This window comes from Maribacter spongiicola (assembly GCF_004364165.1).
Taxonomy (GTDB): domain Bacteria; phylum Bacteroidota; class Bacteroidia; order Flavobacteriales; family Flavobacteriaceae; genus Maribacter; species Maribacter spongiicola.
Window position 1 is genome coordinate 717,912 of the sequence record NZ_SOAY01000011.1, and the last position, 22,312, is coordinate 740,223.

Sequence of the window (22,312 nt, forward strand, 5' to 3'; positions counted from 1 at the left end):
ATGGAATCCATCTTTTCAATTATCGGTATAGGTCTAGGGATTATCCTCTTCCTTATCATCGTTTATTTTGCAATTATTGCAATGTTCTACAAAAAAGTTCATCAAGGTCAAGCCTTGGTAAGAACCGGATTTGGAGGAACTAAAGTAGCAACCGACAAAGGTCTTTACGTTGTACCAGTATTTCATAGGGTCGAAATAATGGATATTTCTGTGAAGAAAATTCAAATCGAAAGACTCGCAACGGAAGGACTTATTTGTAAGGATAACATGCGTGCCGATATAAAAGTGGCATTCTTTGTTAGAGTAAACAATGAAGTTGATTTTATTAAAAAAGTAGCACAAACTATTGGTGTTCAACGAGCATCTCGTCAAGAAACATTAGAAGAACTTTTTGAAGCTAAATTTTCTGAGGCTTTAAAAACAGTTGGTAAAAAGTTTGATTTCATTCAATTATACGAGGCTCGTAGAGAGTTTAGAGATGAAATTGTAGATATCATCGGTACAGACCTTAATGGGTATACTTTAGAAGATTGTGCTATTGATTATCTAGAACAAACCGCTGTTGCGCACTTAAAAGCTGATAATATTCTTGATGCAGAAGGTATCAAAAAAATCAACGATTTAACTGCCGCTCAAAATGTGCAGTCAAACCTTATCAAGCGCGATGAGGAAAAAACCATTCGTAAGCAAGATGTTGAAGCACGTGAAGCTATTCTAGAACTTGATAAGCAATTAGCTGAAAAAGAAGAACAGCAAAAAAGAGAGATTGCGAATATAAAATCTCGTGAAGAATCTGAAACTTTAAAAGTAGCTGAAGAAGAATTGTTAAAGTCAGAAACTGCACGTATTGCAACTCGCGAAAAAGTGAAAGTTGCCGAAGAAAACATGGAGCGTCAAATTATTGTTGCTTTAAAGAATAAACAACGTACCGATGCTGTTGAAACGGAAAGAGTTGAAAAAGACAGACTTTTAGAGGCTACAGAAAGAGAAAGAGTAGTTACTCTTGCACAGATTGAAAAGGAGAAGGTAGTTGAAGTTGAGAAGAAGAACATTCAAGATGTTATTCGCGATCGTGTTACTCTAGAAAAAGGGGTAGTGGAAGAGCAAGAAAACATGAAAGACATTCAAGCTTTTAAAACTGCCGATAGAGATAAGCAAGTAAAAATTACTATTGCAGAAGCGAATGCGCAAGAAGACCTAATTAAAACGATTAAGGCCGCAGAAGCTCAAAAAGAAGCTGCTAAGCAAAAAGCTGAAGAGATTAATATAGAAGCTTTAGCACATAAAGAAGCTAGTGAAAAAGAAGCCGAGGCTCGTAAGATCTTAGCGGAAGCTCAAGCAAAAGAAGAAGCAACTGTGGGTATGTCTGAAGCGCAAGTGATGCATGCTAAAGCTGATGCCTACGAACGTGAAGGAATTGTACAAGCAATTATCATCGAGAAAAAAGCAAAAGCTGAGGCTGTAGGTATTGAAGCTAAGGCAGAAGCGAAACGCAAAGACGGATTGGCAGAAGCTGCTGTTATTAAAGAAAAAGCTTTAGCAGATGCCGCTGGTATAGAAGAGAAAGCTAATGCGATGAAGAAATTAGATGGCGTTGGTAAAGAGCACGAAGAATTTAAATTACGTTTAGATAAAGAACTACAAGTAGATCTTGCCCATATCAATATTCAGAAAGATATAGCAGATGCTCAGGCACAAGTTATTGGTGATGCATTAAAAGCTGCTAAAATTGATATTGTTGGTGGTGAAACAATGTTCTTTGATCAAATTATCGGACAAATTACCAGAGCTAAAGGCTATGATAGATTGGTAGCAAACAGCACGAACATACAAGATGTAAAAGATGCTATTTTAGGTAGTGATGATGTTAAAGGCAACTTATTGGAGAAGGTAAAAGAATTCGCTGATAAATACGGAATTTCATCTGAAGATCTTAAAAATGTAACTATTGCCAATTTACTGATGGACTTAAAAGCAAAGTCCAACGATAATGAAGAGCAAACACTTTTTAGCAACCTATTTAATCTTGCAAAAGGATTAGGTATGGGCGATAAAAAGCTGAAGTAAACTACACCTGAGGTAAGTCCACAAAATATTCTTGAGTGAATAACTGTGAAATTTTGTGGCAAACCTTGAAGTGTTAACATCCCTATTATCGATTAAGAGCTTTGAAATGAGTGATTTAAAGTAAATTATTAATGTAATATTAAAGTCTAGTTACTTTTATGGCAGAAGAATCCCGAACAGACAAAACGGAAGAACATATTTTAGATGGTGGTACTTATGATGTAATTAAGAATCGTCTGCAGAAGCAGAAAGAATTATTACAGAGTAAGCTCATCGAACTAAATAATGATAGAAAAACCGTATTCGGCTCATTAGAAACAAAACTTATTGCAAATGCCAGAATCAATACAGAAAACAACTGTATTGCACGCGACATTGTTTCTTTTGGTGATACTTGTTTGTTCGGGTACAATGTTCATTTCGGACTCAGAACCGAGATTACTATTAAAGACGTTTTTAGTAGTTTCACTTTTACAGACAACAGTTTTAAAGCTGCTAGTCTTGATTTTTTAGAAGATGAAACTTTCAAAACAGATTTTACCAACTTATATAAATACTATAGAAATACGATATTTTCCAATTTTGCCATCATCGGAAATTATCTTCTTATGGTTTTTCAGTTAAGCGAAAGTCCAACTGATATTAAGACCTTTAAATGGTTATTGGTCGATAATGCTTTAAAATATATTGATAACCGTAGTGAACAAGAATACCGATTTCCGGTTCAACAAGAATTTAAATGGCAAGAAGCTACACGAGATATGCAACGTTATGGTGTTCATCCTCATGTATCTATCAAAGACCGTGTTTTTGTAGAAACTATTGGTGGTGATCTTACCATAAAAATTGAAGATAATACTGCTGAAGGCAAAGGTATTTTAGATGAACCTGTAGAGTACGCTGATCAAACTCTTGATGATGGTCAGTATCGTTTTGGAGATTTGGGTAATCTCTTAATATTAGAAATAAAACCGTTTCAAGAATCGCCTCGCTACTTTGTATTTAATGACAAAATGAAGGAGGTTCAGAAAATTGAATCCGTTAAAAATGCCTGTATTTTATTGCCAGATGACCAGGGAATTATTTTCCCAACGGGCTATTATTTACAAACAGGGGAGTATCACATTTTTGATAATTCCATTCCCAATGTAAAATTTCAGGAACGTATTGTTTCCCCGAACGGAGAAGATTTTTTATATGTTTTTTATTCTGCTGCCGAAGGGCTTTATAACCTTATGTCTTATAACATCATAAGTCAGGTTATTAAAACTCCTATCATTTGCAACGGATTTACCATTTTAAAAAATGGTGAGCTTTGTTACTTTAAAACAGAACAAGAGCAAACCAAACATCATGTCGTTCAAATTTGGCAAACTCCTTATTTAAAAGGAGATTACGTGCCTTCTCAACATGAAGATACACTGCTATATAAAATCGGGAATAAAGATATTGTAAAAGCTATGGCAGAAGTCAATAGCTTAATTACATTGTTAAATAAAAACGATAATTACGCCGGATTATATAGTGATATTGCAAAGTTCTCGAAAGATATACTAGATGCGTATTATTGGCTGCCTGAGCCAGATACACATCAATTAAACGAGCCTATTGAAGAAATCAATAAAGCATCTAACGCTGCTATTGATGAGTTTGAAAAGGTAGTACAACTTCGTAAAAACGCTCAAAATCAGTCTAAATTAATACAGAAAAACTCAGAAGAGTTATTTAGTAAAATTAAAAGTACCTCATTTAAAAGTATAGATGAGTTTGTCGCATTACTTACAAGATTGCGATTTTTAAGAGGCGAAGCTATTTCACTAAAAGAAGTGAGGTATATTGATGTAGAGTATTTAGAGGCACTCGAGATACAAATAGCAGAACAGACGAAGAAAATATCTGAACGTTGTGTTCAATTTCTTTTGAATCCGAATGCGCTACAACCGTATCACAATGCTTTAAACGAAAAGAAGGAGTTTATTGCCAAGGTTGAAAAAGTAATTGAAGCCAAAGAGAAAGAAGAAGAAATTAATAAAATCAGTGCCGATCTTGAAATGTTGATCGATATTGTTTCTAATTTAGACATTGAAGACACTGCGCATTCCACCAAAATAATCGATGATATTTCATTGATTTTCTCTACTATAAATGAGCTAAAAGCTGCTTTAAAAAACAAGAGAAATTCTCTTGGTATATCTGAAGCCAAGGCAGAGTTTGCCGCTCAGTTAAAATTGATTGATCAAAGTATCATCAATTATTTAGATATGGCATCTACACCAGAAAAGTGTGATGAATATCAAACAAAAACATCTATTCAATTAGAAGAGCTTGAGGGTAAATTCACCGATTTTGAAGAGTTTATTGAAACTATCATTGAAAAGAGAGAAGAGGTATATGCTGCTTTTGATGCTAGAAAAAATTCTTTAATTGAAAAGCGGAATAAAAAATCTAGTGCATTAGCAAATGCATCTGGCAGAATACTAAAAGGTGTTCAGAAAAAGGCACAGAGTTTTAATTCTGCTGTTGAAATCAATGGTTATTTCGCTTCAGATTTAATGATCAATAAGCTTCGCGATATTATTGCTCAATTGCAAGAGCTTGATGATAGCGGTAAAGCAGAAGAGATTGAAACCCAGTTAAAGACTGCTAGAGAAGATGCCCTTAGAAAGCTAAAAGACAAACTAGATCTTTATGAAGACGGTGACAGTGTAATTCGATTAGGAAAACACAAATTCGGAGTTAATAAGCAACAGTTAGACTTAACTATTGTTTTTCATAATAATGTACTTAACTATCATTTGACAGGTACCGATTTTTACAAGGAGCTGAACAATGAAGCGTTCGTTAAAAATCGCCATCTGTGGGATCAAGAATACGTTTCGGAAACCGATGACATATATCGTGCTGCATATTTAGCATATAAAATATTTACAAATTTCACTGAAGATGATTTGCTTCCGCTAAGTGAAGAAGAGCTTTTGAAAGTTGTTCAAGAACAAAGTAAAAATGATTATTCTGAAGGTTATATCAAAGGTGTTCATGATGTAGATGCATCAAGAATATTAAGGCTTTTAGTACATAAACACCATGAACTAGACTTGCTGACATACCGACCAGAAATTCGTGGTTATGCCCAATTTTTCTGGAATGATTTAGATAAGGATGTAAAAGATGAATTGGACCAAGGTTTAAAAGCCGCTGGTGAGGTTCTACAATACTTCCCAGAATCTAAAGAGTATACTTCCATCATAGAAGAATTACAAAAGAAAATAGAAGTTTTTGCAGAAGAAACAAAGTTGTTCGATGCGCTTTTAAGCACAGATATTGCCGAATATTTATTTGAAGAGTTAAAATCAGATTCTGAATTTGTTTATAGTGGCTTTGCTATTCAATTAAAAGATGAGTTTTTAAAATTGCTTAAATCTCAACAGGCAGATTTAAAGTTTAAGAAAAGTGTTGAAGAAGCTCCTAAACTTGCTTCTAAAATTCGTTTGGTAAAACAATGGGTTGGTGCATTTTTAAAATCTAAAAAATATATTGAAAACACAATTGACAGTAACAGATATGTAAATGAAATTGTTGGTGCAATTTTATTTAGAGATGAATCTGCATCTAAAATTAAAGCGGTTTCGCCAAATGAAGTTTTAAAGGACTTAAGAGGGTCCCATGCTACTATTGTTGAAGGAATCTATTCGTTTAATTATCATGATTTTATAGCTAGGTTGAATTTATTTCTGTCAGATGAAGTTCCTGCTTTTCTAAAATTTAAAAAGACAAAGCTTGAAATCACCGAGAAATTAAAGACCGATTTAAAGTTAGAAGAGTTTAAGCCAAGAGTGCTTACCTCTTTCGTACGTAATAAATTGATTGATGAAGTTTATCTTCCAATTTTCGGGAATAATTTAGCCAAACAGTTGGGTACAGTAGGTGCAAACAAACGTACCGATAGAATGGGTATGCTGCTGTTGATATCTCCACCGGGTTACGGTAAAACTACCTTGATGGAATATATAGCTAATAGACTTGGTTTAATTTTCGTTAAGATTAACGGACCAGCAATTGGTCATGAAGTAACTAATGTTGATCCTGCTTCTGCAAAGAATAGTGCTGCTCGAGAAGAACTTAAAAAGCTGAATCTTGCTTTTGAAATGGGAAACAACGTAATGCTTTATATTGATGATATTCAACATTGTAATCCGGAGTTTCTACAGAAATTCATTTCCCTATCAGATGGTACTCGTAAAATAGAAGGTGTTTATGAAGGTCAGCCAAAAACCTACGATTTACGCGGTAAAAAATTCTGCGTTATTATGGCGGGTAACCCGTATACGGAAAGCGGAGAGAAATTTCAGATTCCAGATATGTTAGCCAACCGTGCCGATATTTACAATCTTGGTGATATTATAGGTGAGACTGAACATTTGTTCAGATTAAGTCTTATTGAAAATTCACTTACAGCAAATCCTATTTTACAAGAATTGGCTAGTAAAGAATTTGAAGATGTGTATACTTTGGTAGAACAAATTGAGTCTAAATCTGATGAAGGTCAACTTATAGGAAACCATTCTAGTCAAGAAGTGGAAGAATATAAAAAGGTATTGGAGAAGGTATTACGGGTTAGGGATGTATTGTTAAAAGTAAATGCTACATACATTAAAAGTGCTGCCATGCAAGATGAATACCGTACGGAGCCTTCTTTCAAACTTCAAGGTTCTTATAGAGATATGAATAAATTGGTAGCTCAGATAGTTCCTATAATGAATGAAAAAGAACTAAACACCATGTTACGTTCACATTACGAGAACGAAGCACAAACTTTAACCGGCTCTGCCGAAGCTAATTTACTAAAGTACAATGAGTTAATAGGTAATCTTTCAACAGAAGAAAATACACGTTGGAGTGCTATTAAAGAACAATTTATAAAAAATAATAAGCTAAAAGGATTTGGTAATGCTAATGAAATGGCACAAGTGCTTTCTCAAATGATGGAATTTTCTGAAAATTTAGCAGGTATTAAATCTGTTCTTGAAAAAGGTCTCAATAACGAGTAGCTATCAACAAGCGGTTATTTTTTTCTTTTATTACTGAATTTCAAGCTTTCACGTCAAAATAAAGATGTAGTTTTGCACCCGCAAAAAAGCTGTATTATGAAGCGCATTAATGAATACAAGAAACTCTTCGGGGTTGAAAAAGAGATTGAACTTAAAGCACTTAAGTCCACGTATAGAGGTTTAGTAAAAGAATGGCACCCAGACAAGTTTCAAGAAGGTGATGAAAAAAGAGAAGAAGCTGAAGTTCAAAGTCGTCGTATTATTGACGGATACCACTTCCTAGTAAGTATCGCTCCTGAAACTAAAGAGGCTAACAAAGAGATGTACAACGAATCTATTAACTCTGGTGTTGCCGATTTTCAGCATAATGGTTTGGTATTAGAAGTTACTTTTGTTGATGGTGCTACGTATGAGTATTTCGGCGTAACAAAGCCTATTTTTCAGAAAATGATCAATTCTAACAAATTGAACAGATTTGCGAAAAGAAGTATTTTTCCAAATTATTTGTACAGAAAATCGAAACGTGACCTTCAAGAGGCATAATCATATATAAATTAATGGTTATTAAAGACGCATGAAAAATCAAGAAGAGATTTTATCAAAATTGAATATTGATGCGTTAAATCCGATGCAAGAGAGCGCGTTAGATGCTATCTCGTCATCAAATAATACCATATTACTTTCCCCGACCGGTACAGGAAAAACATTAGCTTTTCTTTTACCGGTTTTAGATTTTTTAGACCATGACAATCCTGAAGTTCAGGTATTGATTCTAGTTCCTTCTCGCGAATTGGCTATTCAGATAGAACAAGTTATTCGGAATATGGGTACTGGTTTTAAGGTAAATGCCATTTATGGTGGTAGGGCGATGTCTAAAGACAAGATAGAACTCAAACATACACCTGCGATTTTAATTGGTACTCCTGGTAGAATTCTAGACCATTTTATGGCAGACCGTTTTACTAAGGACCATATTAAAACATTGGTTCTTGACGAATTCGATAAGTCTTTAGAAGTCGGCTTTGAAGAGGAGATGAGTGAAATTCTAGCGGAATTACCAAATCTTAAAAAACGTATTCTAACTTCTGCGACTGAAGGTGTTAAGATTCCGAAGTTCGTGGGTATGGAAAATCCGAAGCGTGTCAACTTTTTAAATAAAGTTACGCCGTCACAACTTACGATTAGCACTGTTATTTCTGAAGATAAAGACAAGTTGAAATCACTTGTACAATTATTGAAATATATAGGTGAAGAACCTGGTATTATCTTTTGTAATTTTAAGGATAGTATTGATAGTGTTAGTGATTATTTAAGTCAGAAACGCATTCAGCACGAGTGCTTTTCTGGTGGTATGGAACAGAAAGACCGAGAGCGTGCTTTAATCAAATTTAGAAATGGTAGTAGTCGTATTTTAGTTGCTACAGATTTAGCTGCTAGGGGAATTGATATTCCCGAATTAAATTTCATCATTCATTACGAATTACCACACCGTACTGAAGAGTTTACCCATCGTAATGGTAGAACCGCTCGTGTAAATGAAGCAGGAACAGCCTATGTTTTACAGTGGGATCAAGAATCTTTACCTCCTTTTATAAAGAAGTCTAAACCTATAAACATCGGTAAAACAAATACCTTAGGAGATCCTCTTTGGGAAACCTTATTTATTTCTGGCGGAAGAAAAGATAAGATATCTAAAGGTGATATTGCGGGACTTTTCTTTAAGCAAGGCGGATTAATAAAAGAACAGTTAGGTGCTATTGAACTAAAGCAAGATTGTGCTTTTGTATCAGTGCCTAAAAGTAAATCAGACAAGCTTGTAAGCGAATTAAACAACTCCCGATTAAAAAAGAAAAAAGTGCGTATTACCGTACTTTAATCATAGTTAGTATTTTTGCCCTTTTTAAGGTAGTATGATGAAGGATAAACAACAAGAGAACGAAACTGAAATCGATTTAACCGAGATTGAAAGTTGTATTGAAATTTTAAATCGTTTGGTAACCGATACCAATCAAATATTTGAAATTCCTGAAGATAGAAGAATTGCCTTAATTAAAGTTGCTGGTCAGTTATCTCGCCCAAACAAGCAAGAGTTTGCTAAACGGGTTAAAGATGCCAAACGTAACGAAAAAAGAAAGCAAGCTGTTCGCGATAAGCATGCTCGTAAAGAAACTGGAATTCGTAGTGCTCGTGAAGCTCATGTATTTGTTGCTCCAAAATTACTACCTGCAGCTGAGCTGGCAAGTAAAGATTTACCAGAACTAACAACTCCTCGTAATTGCTACGTTTGTAAAGCGGAATTTACCAAGCTTCATCACTTCTACGATACTATGTGTACCGACTGTGGTGATTTCAATTATGCGAAAAGATTTCAAAATGCCAATGTAAAAGGTCAAGTTGCGGTGATTACCGGATCTCGTTTGAAAATTGGTTATCATATAACGCTAATGTTGCTGCGTGGTGGAGCAACGGTGATTGCAACCACACGTTTTCCTGTAGATTCTGCACTTCGCTTTTCTAAAGAAGAAGATTTTATGGAGTGGGGGCACCGACTTAAAATTCACGGTTTAGATTTAAGACATATACCTAGTGTTGAGATTTTTTGCAATTTTATTGAGCAGCAATACGATAAATTAGATATTCTTATTAATAATGCTGCACAAACTGTTCGAAGGCCTGCAGGTTTCTACCATCACTTAATGGAGAATGAAGAGCGCGAGTTTTCTTCATTGCCGAAATTTGCTCAAATGGTTTTAAGTGATCATGAAAGTTGTTTAGATCAATTAAAATCGTTCAGTAGCAAAGCTTCTCCGAATCAAAATATGCCAGTTACTTGGCACGGTCCAGAACCTGGTATTGGTTTACGAGCTTCTGCAAAGCTATCTCAAATACCTTATAGTTTTGATAATGCTTTGGTTGCGCAAGAAGTTTTTCCTACGGGAGAATTAGATGCCGATTTACAACAGGTAGATTTACGTAAAACCAATAGCTGGCGCTTAAAGCTAGGTGAGATAGAAACTACTGAAATGATTGAAGTTCAGTTGGTAAATTCTGTTGCTCCCTTTGTACTTTGTAATCGTTTGGCTGAGTTGATGAAGAAAGAGAATACAGGTCAAAAGCATATTATTAACGTTACCGCGATGGAAGGCAAATTCCACCGTTTCTTCAAAGAATCGCGTCATCCACATACCAATATGGCGAAAGCTGCTTTGAATATGTTGACACATACGGCTGCAGGAGAATTGGCGAAAGACGGAATTTTCATGAATGCTGTCGATACAGGTTGGGTAACAGATGAAGACCCTGCAGAATTGGCAAAAAAGAAACAAGAAGTTCACGATTTTCAGCCTCCTTTAGATATTGTTGATGGTGCTGCTAGGGTAATGGATCCGTTATTTGACGGTATTAATACTGGAAAACATTGGTCTGGTAAATTTTTAAAGGATTACTTCCCAATTGATTGGTAAAAAAATACTTTCATTTTTGTGAAAAACGCGTCTTTAAATGAGTAAAAGAAATAATAGCTACCTTTATATAGTCATTTTTTTATGTTCCATTATGGGTAACAGTCAAGACAACTTGAATAAAATCAAGAATGAAATACTAGCCTCAGATTTTAATATTCCTTATAGCTGTAAAATAGAAATTTGCGAATTAATTCAGCCAACTGTAGGTGTTAAAACAATAGCCAAAGATGATAAGGAAATTAATATAGGCTTATCAAAGATTGGAGGTAAACCCGATTTACCGAGTAACTTTGATTGGCCCAAAATGGACAATGAGTTCCTTACTTTTTGTGCTCAATATAACCTAGAGGAAATCAATATCTATGATGTTTCTAACGGATTACCGCCTAGCGGAATAATTTATGTTTTTATCTATATTGACAAAGAATGGTTAGGCTTCTTAAATAAGAAAAATTCATATAAAGTTATTTTTCAAGAAAACTCAGATAATTTAATTAGAACAGAATTTCCTATTAGTTACTTCAGTGAAGGAATTTTTGAACCTTATAAGATTGAATATTTTGAATCTTATACCATGCCTGATGATGAGAGCATTATCTTGAAAAATTTTCAAGACAGTTATGAAGATTTTCATAATTTCTATCATTCAACTTATGAATATATAGAACATTTAACTGAGTTAGATGTAGATGATTTTAATCAAGTTTTAGGGTATGACCGCTCTATTCAATCAACTGTGATGTTTGATTTTGCCGAAAGGGAATTAGAAATTTCTTCGCTAAGTGAATGGAAATTAAAACAAACTGAAATTTTGGAATTATCGAAAAAATATAAATTACTTCTTCAACTTGAAACAGACGGCAACAGCTTAGATAGGTTTGGAGGCAGTTCAACTATATATTTTGGAATTGAGCCTGAAGATTTAAAAAAGAAGAATTTCGATAACGTTATTATGGCTTTTCAGGGTACTTGATATCAATATTTAAATAATATTGCTTTATAACTTTGATACCAATTAATAACTTAAGTCTTTTATCAAATGCATTTTCTTAATATTATTGAAACTTACGTAATTTTTACAGCTTTTATTACTTCATTCTCAATTGTTTAGAAACCTTTAATAAATAGTTGAAATTTCTACGTTTCATATTTACTAGTCTGAATCTATTTTCGTTTTTTTGCGGGATGATTAGGCTAACTATCAAAGTATTACTACAATTTCTTGCATTTATAGTTGTCGGAATTTCTATTCCGATGAATGCTCAAGAAACACAAACGTACAACGGACCTCTACAAATAGGTAAGTATAACGGCAAGGCAACATATTCATATAAACTGATTGACAACGACACTGTACTTCATGGCGATTTTACGGTACTGCGTTCAAATCTTCAAGAACTTTTAGAGAAGCAAGATTATTCCTTTCAATTTAAAGGTGCTTTCGTTGACGGTACCGCAAATGGACCTTGGAAATTTCAATTCGGAGAATTCAATTCTAAAAGTCAGTCAGAGGTCATAGATTACCAATACCGTGTTCTAGTTAGCGGAATTCAGAAATCTGCCGCTGGAAAAATCCAAATGGGTAAACCCAATGGTAAATGGACCATTTTAGAAGAACAAATTGAAAATTCTGAAATATCTAGCACCCTATTTAAAAGTGTAATAACTTTTGATAACGGCGTGCCACAACAGAACTTTAGTATTAATAATGAAAACTATACGCTGGTTGGCAGGTTTTTACGAGATGGCTTAGCTCATGACGAATGGTCGTTGTTTCCTGCTAACGGAATGGACCAATCTGAAAGCTGGTATTTTAAAGATGGTATTCTTCAATCTATTAGAGTTGATGATGATAATGACCATAAAACTATAAAAGCATACCAAGCATATAATGGTGAAACTAAGGTGATCAATCTTGATGCTGGATATATTAAAGCTTTAGAAATTCAATTTTCTCAAGTAGATGTTGATATACTTCACCATAACAGTTTGCCTGAACTTCTAAAACAAAATGCTGCACGTTACCAAGAAGTAGACGGCATTCTATCTGAACTGGGTAAGTCAGAATTTCTTCCAGAATTTAAAGTTAAGGTACCTTATTACCCCTTAGATTCTTTAGAAGTTCGAAAGGTTGATAGCATCGTATCCTATTATAAAAAAGCAAATGAATTAAGTGAATCTATACTACACAATTCGCAATTGAATATTCTAAGATTATCTGATACCAATACAGCATATCAATATAATACAGTGCTTCAGTTAAAGGAAAATTATCTTAAACCGATTCAAGAAATAGTAAGTTATGATTCTTTGGGTATCCTAGAATATACATCGCAAGAGCAACTGGTCAATCACGTTTTTGCAAATGGAATGCCAAAATCTGAAATGGATATAGAGATGCAAGTTGATAGTGTTTCTTCATCCAAATCATATACTATTCCAACAACTTCCTTAACTAAGTCTTCAAATTCAAATATCGAAAATATTGAAGCTGTTGCTAAAATGGGTTATGACGGTATTCTAGCAATTGCCAATGAAGTAAAAGAAACGCTGGCTCAAGAAAAACGACAGAATGAGTTGGCGAGTTTAGAAGAGGAAATCATATTGCAAAACGATTCACTTGTCTCTTTTATTGAAGCCACAAAAGATAGTATTCCATTAAAATATGCCAATTCCTTACAACAAATTAAATCATTTGCAAACACAACGCTAAACGATTACTCAAAAGTGAAATCTGCTCAAAACAGATTAACTGCAGCTAGAAGCACCGTTAAATGTCTTGAAAATTTAAACGATTTATCAAGTACAGTTTCACAAATGCCGGCATACCAAACCACTATAGAAGAAAGTTATACTGACAGAATTTGGAATCCGTTTATGGCAACATTGATGGATGAGGATATTAAAAAGAGAATAACAGCAGCCTATTCTAAAATTTTAGAACCTTACTTCATAACAGAAATCGAAAAACACTTATCGTGTGAAACCATTAAAGATCTAAACAACACTATTACCGCTACGTATATAAAGGTGCTAGAACTAAAAGATCAAGACACCAAAAAACTGGAACGGAAGCTTAAGAAAGAAAAAGACCCCATTGCCATATTAGAATTGTTGAATGTACAAAACACTACAAAGGAATAGCCTATGAAAACGTTTCGTACATATATAACTAATTTAGTGTTCTTTGTCTTGTTTGCAGTTGTTTTTCAAGGATTAGCACAAGAAAAAGAACCAGTAGAATTACCAGAATATTCGAAATATAAAGATTTAGGTACCAAAACCTGGATCAATACTTACGGGAATATTAGAATAGGCAAACGCTTATTTTGGGATGCACAAACACACCTTAGATTAGAGGAAACAGAGGCTACTCCGTTTTTTGGGCAAGTAGCACAAGTATATAACAGACATGCTATTGGGTATATACACTCCAAGTATTTTAATGTAAGATTAGGCGGAGTGTTACGTTTAAACTTCAATACAGACGAAGCTTCTACAGATCGTAATTTAGTACCTGAATGGCGTATTTGGCACCAGTATCAATTTGCACAGTCATTGGCAAGTATGATGATTTATCACCGTATTCGTATTGAACATCGTTGGACACAAAGTTTTGTGGAGAATAGTGAATATATATTTAGAAACCGATGGAGGTATATGTTCAGAATGAAAATTCCTTTGAACGATCACAAGTTAAAACCTAAGACATTGTACATTGCACCAGAGGCTGAATTAATCATGCAAAGTGGTAAAGCCGTTGTCGCTAGCCCTATGGAAGATTTACGATTAACAACAACCTTAGGTTATATTCTTACACCAAGATTAACTGTTGCAGCAGGCGCCATGTATTCTCAGGGTCAAGATTTAAAAAATGGCGGTTATTACAAGCAAAGTTGGGCAATGCGTTTTCACGTATATTACTCACCAGATTTTAGAAAGGTAAAAAACAAACTTCCAGAAATTCATTTAACGGACTAGAGGTTTTTCAATTAGAAAAGGATGAAGAAAAAGGATATAACATTGTATGGTCTGTTAGCCATCATATCTATATTAGCTGTTTATTTTGGTATTAAATCGAATACATTACAAAATGAAATAGGGGAGAGCAGCAAGGCAAAAAAAGAGTTAGATGTTCTAGTAACCGGTAATAAAAAATTGGTAGCCATCGATTCTGTTTTGATGCGAGGCGATTATAATAGAGCGATTGAATCTTACAATACTACTTTACAGAATCATGAGGAATTGAATACAGTAATTCCATTACGTATTGCGCTAGCTCAAAAGCTTATGCAGAAGGATTTAAAAAGTAATTCTGAAAAATTAAATGAAGAAGTTTCTATCGATTCTATTGCGAATGCCCCAGTTAGTCAAAGTCAAATTAGAAGTATTGATTCTCTAAATTTTGCATTAGAGAAAGCACGTGTGCAATTAAGTAATATGCGTAAGCAACTTAATAACAAATCGTTCGGTGAATATCTTAGTTTTACTAGTAAAAAAGGAACTGCTTTGCACTATGTTGGTCAAGTTAAAAACAACAAAGCCAATGGTATTGGTATTGCCGTACTTGAAACGGGCAGTAGATACGAAGGCGAATGGAAAGATAATCTGCGCGAAGGCAATGGTACTTTTTATTGGGCCGATGGTCAATATTATATAGGCAGCTATAAAAATGACATGCGAAATGGAGAAGGAACTTATTTTTGGCCTAACGGTGAAAAATATAAAGGGCAGTGGAAAGATGACAAGCGCAATGGCAAAGGTATTTTTCATAAGAAAGAGGGCTCTGTTATAAGTGGCATTTGGGAAAATGACAAACTTAAAGAAGCGGATAAGTAACCAACACCATTCTACAGCACTATTTTACATAAATTTCCGCGATGAGATTACGTCAAATCTCAATATGAAATTCTCAAATTAAGAAAATCGTAAAAATCATCTTGAACGTATGTTTTACGTAATCGTTTAAGTAACTTTAGGTCTTAACCAAACTATTACTCAAACCTAAATGAAATCGTTCTTTCGTTACCTCGCCGTTGCATCGTTTGTATGCATTTCTTCTTCTCTTTTTTCACAAGATTTTTCAGCATTCGAGTATCGGACTATTGGACCATCGCGAGGTGGTCGTGTTACTACGGTAACAGGTACGCCTGTTTTACCTGGTACTTTTTACTTGGGCGCCTCTGGTGCCGGAGTATGGAAAACTGATGATTACGGAACATCATGGAATAATATTTCTGACGGATTTTTTGATACGCCGTCTATTGGTGCAATTGAAGTAGCTCTTAATGACCCTAATATTGTTTATGTGGGAACTGGTTCTGATGGATTACGCAGTAATATCATCAGCGGGAAAGGGGTTTATAAATCTATAGATGCTGGAAAAACTTGGGACCATATCGGACTTGCGAAAGCCGGACAGATCGGTGCCGTAGAAATCGATCCTACCAATAGTAATATCGTTTGGGTAGCTGCAATTGGTGATGCATTCAAAGCAAATGAAGAACGTGGTATCTATAAAACTATTGATGGTGGCGTTTCTTGGGAAAAGATGTTGCATATTTCTAACACGACCGGATTCGCAGATTTAGAATTATTACCAGGTAACCCAAATGTGGTTTATGCAGCCGCATGGAAAGCCCAGCGTACACCTTGGACCATAATTTCTGGTGGAGAAAATAGTGAGGGCGGAATCTATAAATCTGTCAACGGAGGTAAAGATTGGACAAAATTAGAAACTGGTTTACCTAAAGGATTAATCGGAAAAATAGATTTAGCAGTGTCTGCGGTAGATTCAAGTATTCTGTATGCCGTTATTGAAGCTCCTGGTGATGAAGGTGGCGTTTATAAATCAGAAGATCAAGGAAAGACCTTTGTGCAAACATCTAGTAACGAAGGCTTGGTAAACAGACCGTTTTACTACACTAATATAGAATTGGACCCTACCAATCCTGATATTGTGTATTCTAATGCTAATCCGTTATTGAAATCTATTGATGGGGGTAAAAACTGGGCGATGATGTCAGTACCTCATGGTGATAATCATGATATATGGTTAAATCCAAATAATCCTGAGTTATTGATTCAATGTAATGATGGTGGTGCCAATGTTTCGCATAATGGTGGTAAAACATGGTCTTCACAATTCAATCAGCCTACGGCAGAAATATATCAAGTTGCAGTAGATGACCAATATCCCTATTGGATTTATGGTGCTCAGCAAGATAATACTACGATTGCCATACCAAGTTCAGCTCCAAGCGGAACTTCTGCACAAGGCACACAAGTTATGATAGAAGTGGGCGGTTGCGAAACCGGTCCGTCAATACCAAAACCGGGCAATCATAATATCGTTTATAATAACTGTAAAGGTCGTTTTAGTGTTTATAACAAGATTACAGGCGTAGGCAGGGAATATTCTATTGGAGCTTCTAATATTTACGGACATAACCCTAAAGATTTAAAATATCGCTTTCAGCGTGTAGCTCCCATTCATGTTTCTCCCCACGATCCAGATGTTGTATATATGGGCTCGCAGTTTGTACATAAAACGAGGAATGACGGAGTAATATGGGAAACAATTTCTCCAGATTTAACCGCTTTTGAAGCTGATAAGCAAGTGAATTCCGGTAGCCCGATTACTAGAGATATTACGGGTGAAGAATATTACAGTACGATTTATTCCATCCGTGAGTCAAAAATTCAGAAAGATCTTATTTGGACAGGTTCCAATGACGGTGTGGTTTCGTTAACGCAAGATGGCGGTCAAACTTGGACAACTGTTACACCAAAGAAAATGCTGAAAGGTGCTAGAATAGAATCAATTGAGCCATCACAATTTGATGCTGCCAAAGCCTATATTTCTGTGGATAGACATTTATTAGGAGATGCTACTCCGTATTTCTATAAAACTGAAGATTATGGTAAAACATGGGAGTTATTGACTAACGGAATTCCGTCTGACTATACCAGTAAAGTATTACGTGAAGACCCAGAAACAGCGGGACTTCTATATGCCGGTACAGAATACGGAATGTTTGTTTCTTTTAATGATGGACAAAAATGGGAGGCATTTCAACAGAACCTACCTGTTACCCCAATTACAGATATTGCTATCAACAGAGGTGATCTGGTTTTAAGCACTATGGGACGCGGATTTTGGGTATTGGATAATATTACTTCATTAAGAAATCCGGCAATCGCAACTTTAAAAGACACTCCTATTTTGTTTCAACCAGATAATACTATTAGATATCGTTCGCCACGAGGTTCTGGCGATTTTCCAAATTATCCTTCAACCGGAGTATTAATAGATTACTATCTACCAAAAGAAGGTAAGAATGAAGTTCGGTTAGAAATTTTAGATGCTAACAAAAAATCAATAGCCACTATAGTTAGTGATTCAACCAAAGTGAAATCTACTAAAGAAGAAGTGGATAATATGAGTCTTAGCATGTCTTTCAGCTACTTTGATACAAAACTAGAAACTAAAAAAGGTATCAATAGATTTCAATGGAATATGCTTCAAAAAGGAGCGTGGAGCGATAAAGAATCTAGAAGTTATAAAAACGGACCAATGGTACCACCGGGAACCTATATCGCTAAACTAACCGTAGGTAAGGAAACGTTTGAGCAGCCATTTGAAATTTTGGTCGACCCTAGACTAGCAGAAGAAGGGATTGATGAAAAGATTATTGCTGACCACCTAGCTTTTGAAAACAAAGTATTGGATTTACTGACCGAAGCCAGAAAATTTCAATCGGAATTAGAAGCAGAAATCAAGAAAAGTACGGGAGATAAAAAACAATCTTTAGAGACCGTTTTAAAAGCTATAAAGAATGAAGAAGGTGCTTATCCGCAACAAATGCTAGTACCACAAATAGCCTATCTATCTTACATTGTTGGTGGTGCCGATAAAATACCTGGCAACGAAGAAGTAGAGCGTTTAAAAGACCTACAGCAGCAATTGACGACATTAAAATCCCAAGCTGCATTGTAGCTTTTAAATTTTCACATTATAACCGCTTCGTTGAACTATTAGATTTTTGACAAAATTCTTTGAGATAATTATTTAATGAATGTCATTAATACTATCTGTACATCTGTTTTAAGTTTACTTAAAACTAAAATGTAATGAGCAGAGGGTTTGTTAAAGAAGAAGATCAGGAAGAAATACCGATGGTGCCACCAAGGGCAGATTTACCCAATGGAGCAGTTAATTATGTTACTCAAATAGGGTATAATAATTTATTGGAAGAAAGAAATGATTTATCGCTTGAAAAAGAATCTTTACAACACGACAACGAAAAAGAAAGACGTATTGCTAGTAATTTAATCAATGCTAAATTACAATTACTGAATGAGCGTATTGCAAATGCAAAAATTGTAGCATTAAATGAACAACCTCAGAATGAGGTTCGTTTTGGTGCAACGGTAACAGTAATAATTGATAATGCTGAAACATCACAACAATTTCAAATCGTTGGTGTTGATGAAGCAAACATAGCAAAAGGTAAAATATCGTTTCTATCACCGATTGCTCGAGTTTTAATATCTAAACATGTTGGTGATATTGCAACATTACAATTAGGTAATTTAAATCGTGAATTCAAAATTTTGAATATATCGTATACTAATTAGCTATCCATTTTAAATGCGCATATTAATTATGTTTTAATTCTTACGTCAGAAAAATAATTTTCTACCCATTTATTTCCGATAAAGCCCATTTTATATTTTTCACAGCTAATTGGTCGTTTTTAATACCAATAATTTTATTGGAACAATTGAAACATCCTACACAATGAAAAATGATAAATCAGCAAAAATTAAGGATTTAGAGAAATTCCAAAAAGACATGAACGGCAAAGCTTTGACTACAAACCAAGGCTTAAAAGTAAATGATACCAATAACAGTTTAAAATCTGGCGAGCGTGGGTCTACATTATTAGAAGACTTTCTGTTACGCGAAAAAATTACAAATTTTGACCATGAACGAATTCCAGAGCGAATTGTACATGCGCGTGGTAGTGCCGCACATGGATATTTTGAGCTTTACGAAAGTATAGAAGAGTACAGTAAAGCAGGTATTTTTACAGATACAAAACGTAAAACTCCCGTATTTGTCCGCTTTTCTACCGTTGCCGGTTCTAAAGGCTCACCTGATCTTGCCAGAGATGTTAGAGGATTTGCCGTAAAATTCTATACACAAGAAGGTACCTGGGATTTGGTAGGTAATAACATGCCTATTTTCTTTATACAGGATGCCATGAAGTTTCCAGATTTAATTCATTCCGTAAAACCGGAACCTAATAAAGAAATTCCACAAGCGGCATCTGCTCATGATACTTTTTATGATTTTGTTTCATTAACGACAGAAACTTTACACAATCATATTTGGGCAATGAGCGATAGGGCAATTCCTAGAAGTTTTAGAATGATGGAAGGTTTTGGGATTCATACTTTTAGATTGATCAATGATAAGGGAGAAGCACATTTTGTAAAATTTCATTGGAAACCAACTTTAGGCGTACACTCCGTTACTTGGGAAGAAGCCGTAAAGATTAATGGCGCAGATGCAGATTTTCACCGTAGAGATTTATGGGATGCTATTGAAGCGGGACAGTATCCAGAGTGGGAACTAGGGGTACAAATTGTTCCTGAAGCCGATGAACATAAATATGATTTCGATTTATTAGATCCAACGAAGTTGGTTCCAGAAGAAATGGTTCCGGTTAAAATCATTGGTAAAATGACTTTAAACAAAAATCCTGAGAACTTCTTTGCAGAAACAGAACAAGTAGCTTTTTTACCAGGACATATTGTGCCTGGTATCGATTTTACAAATGATCCATTATTACAAGGTAGATTGTTCTCTTACAGAGATACTCAGTTATCTCGTTTAGGGAGCCCTAATTTTCATCAAATTCCGATAAATCGTCCGGTTGTAGATACACATAACAATCAACGTGATGCTCACATGCAAATGGATATTCCAAAAGGGCAAACAGCTTATTTCCCAAATAGTTTAAGCGGCGGCTGTCCTCATTTATCCAAAATGGCAGAGGGTGCATTTCATTCTTATGAAGAACGAATAGATGCTAAAAAAATAAGAACCCGTAGCGAAAGTTTTAGTGATCATTTCTCTCAACCTGCATTATTTTATAGAAGTCTTGCCGATTGGGAAAAAGAACATGTTGCAGCGGCTTACACTTTTGAATTAGGAAAATGTAACCATGACCATATTAAACAACGTATGCTTTGGTTGATTTCTCAGATTGACGATGAGTTGGCTAAAACCGTTGCAGACGGATTGGGAATGGAAATTCCTAATGATATTGAACAGCCAATTAATCAAGCAATTGGTGCAGATGCCGATGTTAAAAAACATCAGCCCAGTAAAAAGAAAATCTATTTAGAAAAGTCAGAAGCGTTGAGCATGGCAAATACAAAGTTTGATAGCGTTGCAACAAGACAAATAGCTGTTCTTGCTGCAGATGGTTTTAGTTTGAAAAATTACAAGCCTATAAAAGAGGCCTTGGAAAAAGAAGGTGCTATAATGAAAATAGTTGCTCCTCATGGTGGTACTATTAAATGTGATCAAGGTGTTGCACATAAAGTTGATGCGGCTATTGCCACTACAGAAAGTGTTCTATTCGATGCTATTTATATTCCAGGTGGTGAAAAATCTGTAAAGGCACTAATGGAAAATGGAAAATATATAAAATTCATAAACGAAACTTTCAAGTATTGTAAAGCTATTGCTGTAGATAATGAAGGGGAAAAAGTATTAGACCAATCTTTTGTTTCGAATTTTAAAGAAGATGATAAAGCCATTCATATTAACGACTCGGCATCGAATTTTATTAAAAGTATAGCAAAACACAGAAATTGGGATCGAAGAGAACATTCAGACAAAGTACCAGTATAATTAAGATATTGCTCACGTTTATAAATCCATTGAAGGCTATATACTTCAATGCATTCTTTTAAATATTTGGGCATATCTCAAAGATATACTTGTTGTAGACAAGTTCATTTTTAATCATTAAATAAACATCAAAAATTATGAAAAATAGAAATATCAAACATTTAGTACTTATCGCCTTTGCTGCACTAGCTTTAGGTTCATGTAAAGATCAAGCAAAAATGGATGCTGATAAAAAAGCTATGGAAGAAAAAGTAGCCATGGAAGAAGCTAACGTTAAGGCTGAAGAAATGAAAGTGAAAGAGGAAGCCAAGCAAAAAGAAATGATGGCAACCAGTATTTCTGCAATAGCAAGTAACAATCCAGAACTGTCTACATTGGTTTCTGCAATTAAGGCTGCCAATTTAGATAAAATGCTCTCTGAACCTGGTAGTTACACGGTATTTGCTCCATCGAACAATGCTTTCGAAAAGCTACCTAAAAAAATGTCTATTGCTGAACTGGGTAAACCAGAGAACAAAGAGCTATTGACTCAAATATTACAATATCATGTAGTATCTGGAGTAATTACCAGCGATAAATTGGTAGAAGCTATTAAAGGGGCTAACGGCAAATATACCTTTACAACCGTTGGCGGTAAAGATATAACAGCTAGTCTTACAGGAGATAAAATTACTTTGAAGGATGAGAAGGGAAATAAAACAGAAGTTGTTTTAGGCAACGTAAAAGCATCAAACGGAGTAGTACACGTTATTAACGATGTGCTTTTAACGAAGTAAATAAAGAAAAAGCTTTGAAAAGAAAAG

At 34.9% G+C, this 22,312-nt stretch carries 13 protein-coding genes; all 13 read left to right on the plus strand.

All coding sequences use genetic code 11. The features are described from left to right. Positions 1-2,067 (plus strand): SPFH domain-containing protein, encoded by a 2,067-nt coding sequence (locus tag CLV90_RS11410; protein WP_133687602.1) that lies wholly within the window; start codon positions 1-3, stop codon positions 2,065-2,067. A gap of 158 nt (positions 2,068-2,225) precedes the next feature. Then, a complete protein-coding gene (locus CLV90_RS11415) occupies positions 2,226-7,115 on the plus strand; it encodes a DNA repair ATPase (RefSeq protein WP_133687603.1) in 4,890 nt (1,629 codons plus the stop codon). Positions 7,116-7,211: 96 nt separating this feature from the next. After that, entirely contained in the window at positions 7,212-7,658 is a 447-nt protein-coding gene (locus CLV90_RS11420) for a KTSC domain-containing protein (protein ID WP_133687604.1), read from the plus strand. Positions 7,659-7,689: 31 nt separating this feature from the next. After that, positions 7,690-8,991, plus strand: coding sequence for a DEAD/DEAH box helicase (locus CLV90_RS11425; RefSeq protein ID WP_133687605.1), 1,302 nt, complete (start codon positions 7,690-7,692; stop codon positions 8,989-8,991). A gap of 37 nt (positions 8,992-9,028) precedes the next feature. Further along, positions 9,029-10,579, plus strand: a complete 1,551-nt coding sequence (locus CLV90_RS11430; RefSeq protein ID WP_133687978.1) for an SDR family NAD(P)-dependent oxidoreductase — start codon at positions 9,029-9,031, stop codon at positions 10,577-10,579. A gap of 37 nt (positions 10,580-10,616) precedes the next feature. Further along, positions 10,617-11,552 carry a DUF1963 domain-containing protein gene (locus tag CLV90_RS11435; protein ID WP_133687606.1) on the plus strand — a complete coding sequence of 312 codons (936 nt, stop codon included), beginning with the start codon at positions 10,617-10,619 and terminating at the stop codon, positions 11,550-11,552. Between the two features lie 281 nt (positions 11,553-11,833). Continuing rightward, positions 11,834-13,723: a hypothetical protein gene (locus CLV90_RS11440; protein WP_133687607.1), complete on the plus strand. Its 1,890-nt coding sequence runs from the start codon at positions 11,834-11,836 to the stop codon at positions 13,721-13,723. Positions 13,724-13,726: 3 nt separating this feature from the next. Then, entirely contained in the window at positions 13,727-14,560 is an 834-nt protein-coding gene (locus CLV90_RS11445; protein WP_133687608.1) for a DUF2490 domain-containing protein, read from the plus strand. 21 nt (positions 14,561-14,581) lie between these two features. After that, positions 14,582-15,418 (plus strand): MORN repeat-containing protein, encoded by an 837-nt coding sequence (locus CLV90_RS11450; protein WP_133687609.1) that lies wholly within the window; start codon positions 14,582-14,584, stop codon positions 15,416-15,418. A gap of 169 nt (positions 15,419-15,587) precedes the next feature. Continuing rightward, the gene (locus tag CLV90_RS11455) at positions 15,588-18,578 is read left to right on the plus strand and encodes a WD40/YVTN/BNR-like repeat-containing protein (RefSeq protein ID WP_133687610.1); all 2,991 of its coding nucleotides are present in this window, start codon (positions 15,588-15,590) and stop codon (positions 18,576-18,578) included. Between the two features lie 134 nt (positions 18,579-18,712). Continuing rightward, positions 18,713-19,219, plus strand: a complete 507-nt coding sequence (locus CLV90_RS11460; RefSeq protein WP_133687611.1) for a GreA/GreB family elongation factor — start codon at positions 18,713-18,715, stop codon at positions 19,217-19,219. Positions 19,220-19,382: 163 nt separating this feature from the next. Then, positions 19,383-21,509: a catalase gene (locus tag CLV90_RS11465; protein WP_133687612.1), complete on the plus strand. Its 2,127-nt coding sequence runs from the start codon at positions 19,383-19,385 to the stop codon at positions 21,507-21,509. Positions 21,510-21,646: 137 nt separating this feature from the next. After that, positions 21,647-22,285, plus strand: a complete 639-nt coding sequence (locus tag CLV90_RS11470; protein ID WP_133687613.1) for a fasciclin domain-containing protein — start codon at positions 21,647-21,649, stop codon at positions 22,283-22,285. The last annotated feature ends 27 nt before the right edge of the window (positions 22,286-22,312 follow it).

Excerpts from the sequence above, each read along its gene's own strand:
- CLV90_RS11410 (WP_133687602.1), top strand. The coding sequence starts at position 1 with ATGGAATCCATCTTTTCAATTATCGGTATAGGTCTAGGGATTATCCTC.
- CLV90_RS11415 (WP_133687603.1), top strand. The coding sequence starts at position 2,226 with ATGGCAGAAGAATCCCGAACAGACAAAACGGAAGAACATATTTTAGAT.
- CLV90_RS11420 (WP_133687604.1), top strand. The coding sequence starts at position 7,212 with ATGAAGCGCATTAATGAATACAAGAAACTCTTCGGGGTTGAAAAAGAG.
- CLV90_RS11425 (WP_133687605.1), top strand. The coding sequence starts at position 7,690 with ATGAAAAATCAAGAAGAGATTTTATCAAAATTGAATATTGATGCGTTA.
- CLV90_RS11430 (WP_133687978.1), top strand. The coding sequence starts at position 9,029 with ATGAAGGATAAACAACAAGAGAACGAAACTGAAATCGATTTAACCGAG.
- CLV90_RS11435 (WP_133687606.1), top strand. The coding sequence starts at position 10,617 with ATGAGTAAAAGAAATAATAGCTACCTTTATATAGTCATTTTTTTATGT.
- CLV90_RS11440 (WP_133687607.1), top strand. The coding sequence starts at position 11,834 with ATGAATGCTCAAGAAACACAAACGTACAACGGACCTCTACAAATAGGT.
- CLV90_RS11445 (WP_133687608.1), top strand. The coding sequence starts at position 13,727 with ATGAAAACGTTTCGTACATATATAACTAATTTAGTGTTCTTTGTCTTG.
- CLV90_RS11450 (WP_133687609.1), top strand. The coding sequence starts at position 14,582 with ATGAAGAAAAAGGATATAACATTGTATGGTCTGTTAGCCATCATATCT.
- CLV90_RS11455 (WP_133687610.1), top strand. The coding sequence starts at position 15,588 with ATGAAATCGTTCTTTCGTTACCTCGCCGTTGCATCGTTTGTATGCATT.
- CLV90_RS11460 (WP_133687611.1), top strand. The coding sequence starts at position 18,713 with ATGAGCAGAGGGTTTGTTAAAGAAGAAGATCAGGAAGAAATACCGATG.
- CLV90_RS11465 (WP_133687612.1), top strand. The coding sequence starts at position 19,383 with ATGAAAAATGATAAATCAGCAAAAATTAAGGATTTAGAGAAATTCCAA.
- CLV90_RS11470 (WP_133687613.1), top strand. The coding sequence starts at position 21,647 with ATGAAAAATAGAAATATCAAACATTTAGTACTTATCGCCTTTGCTGCA.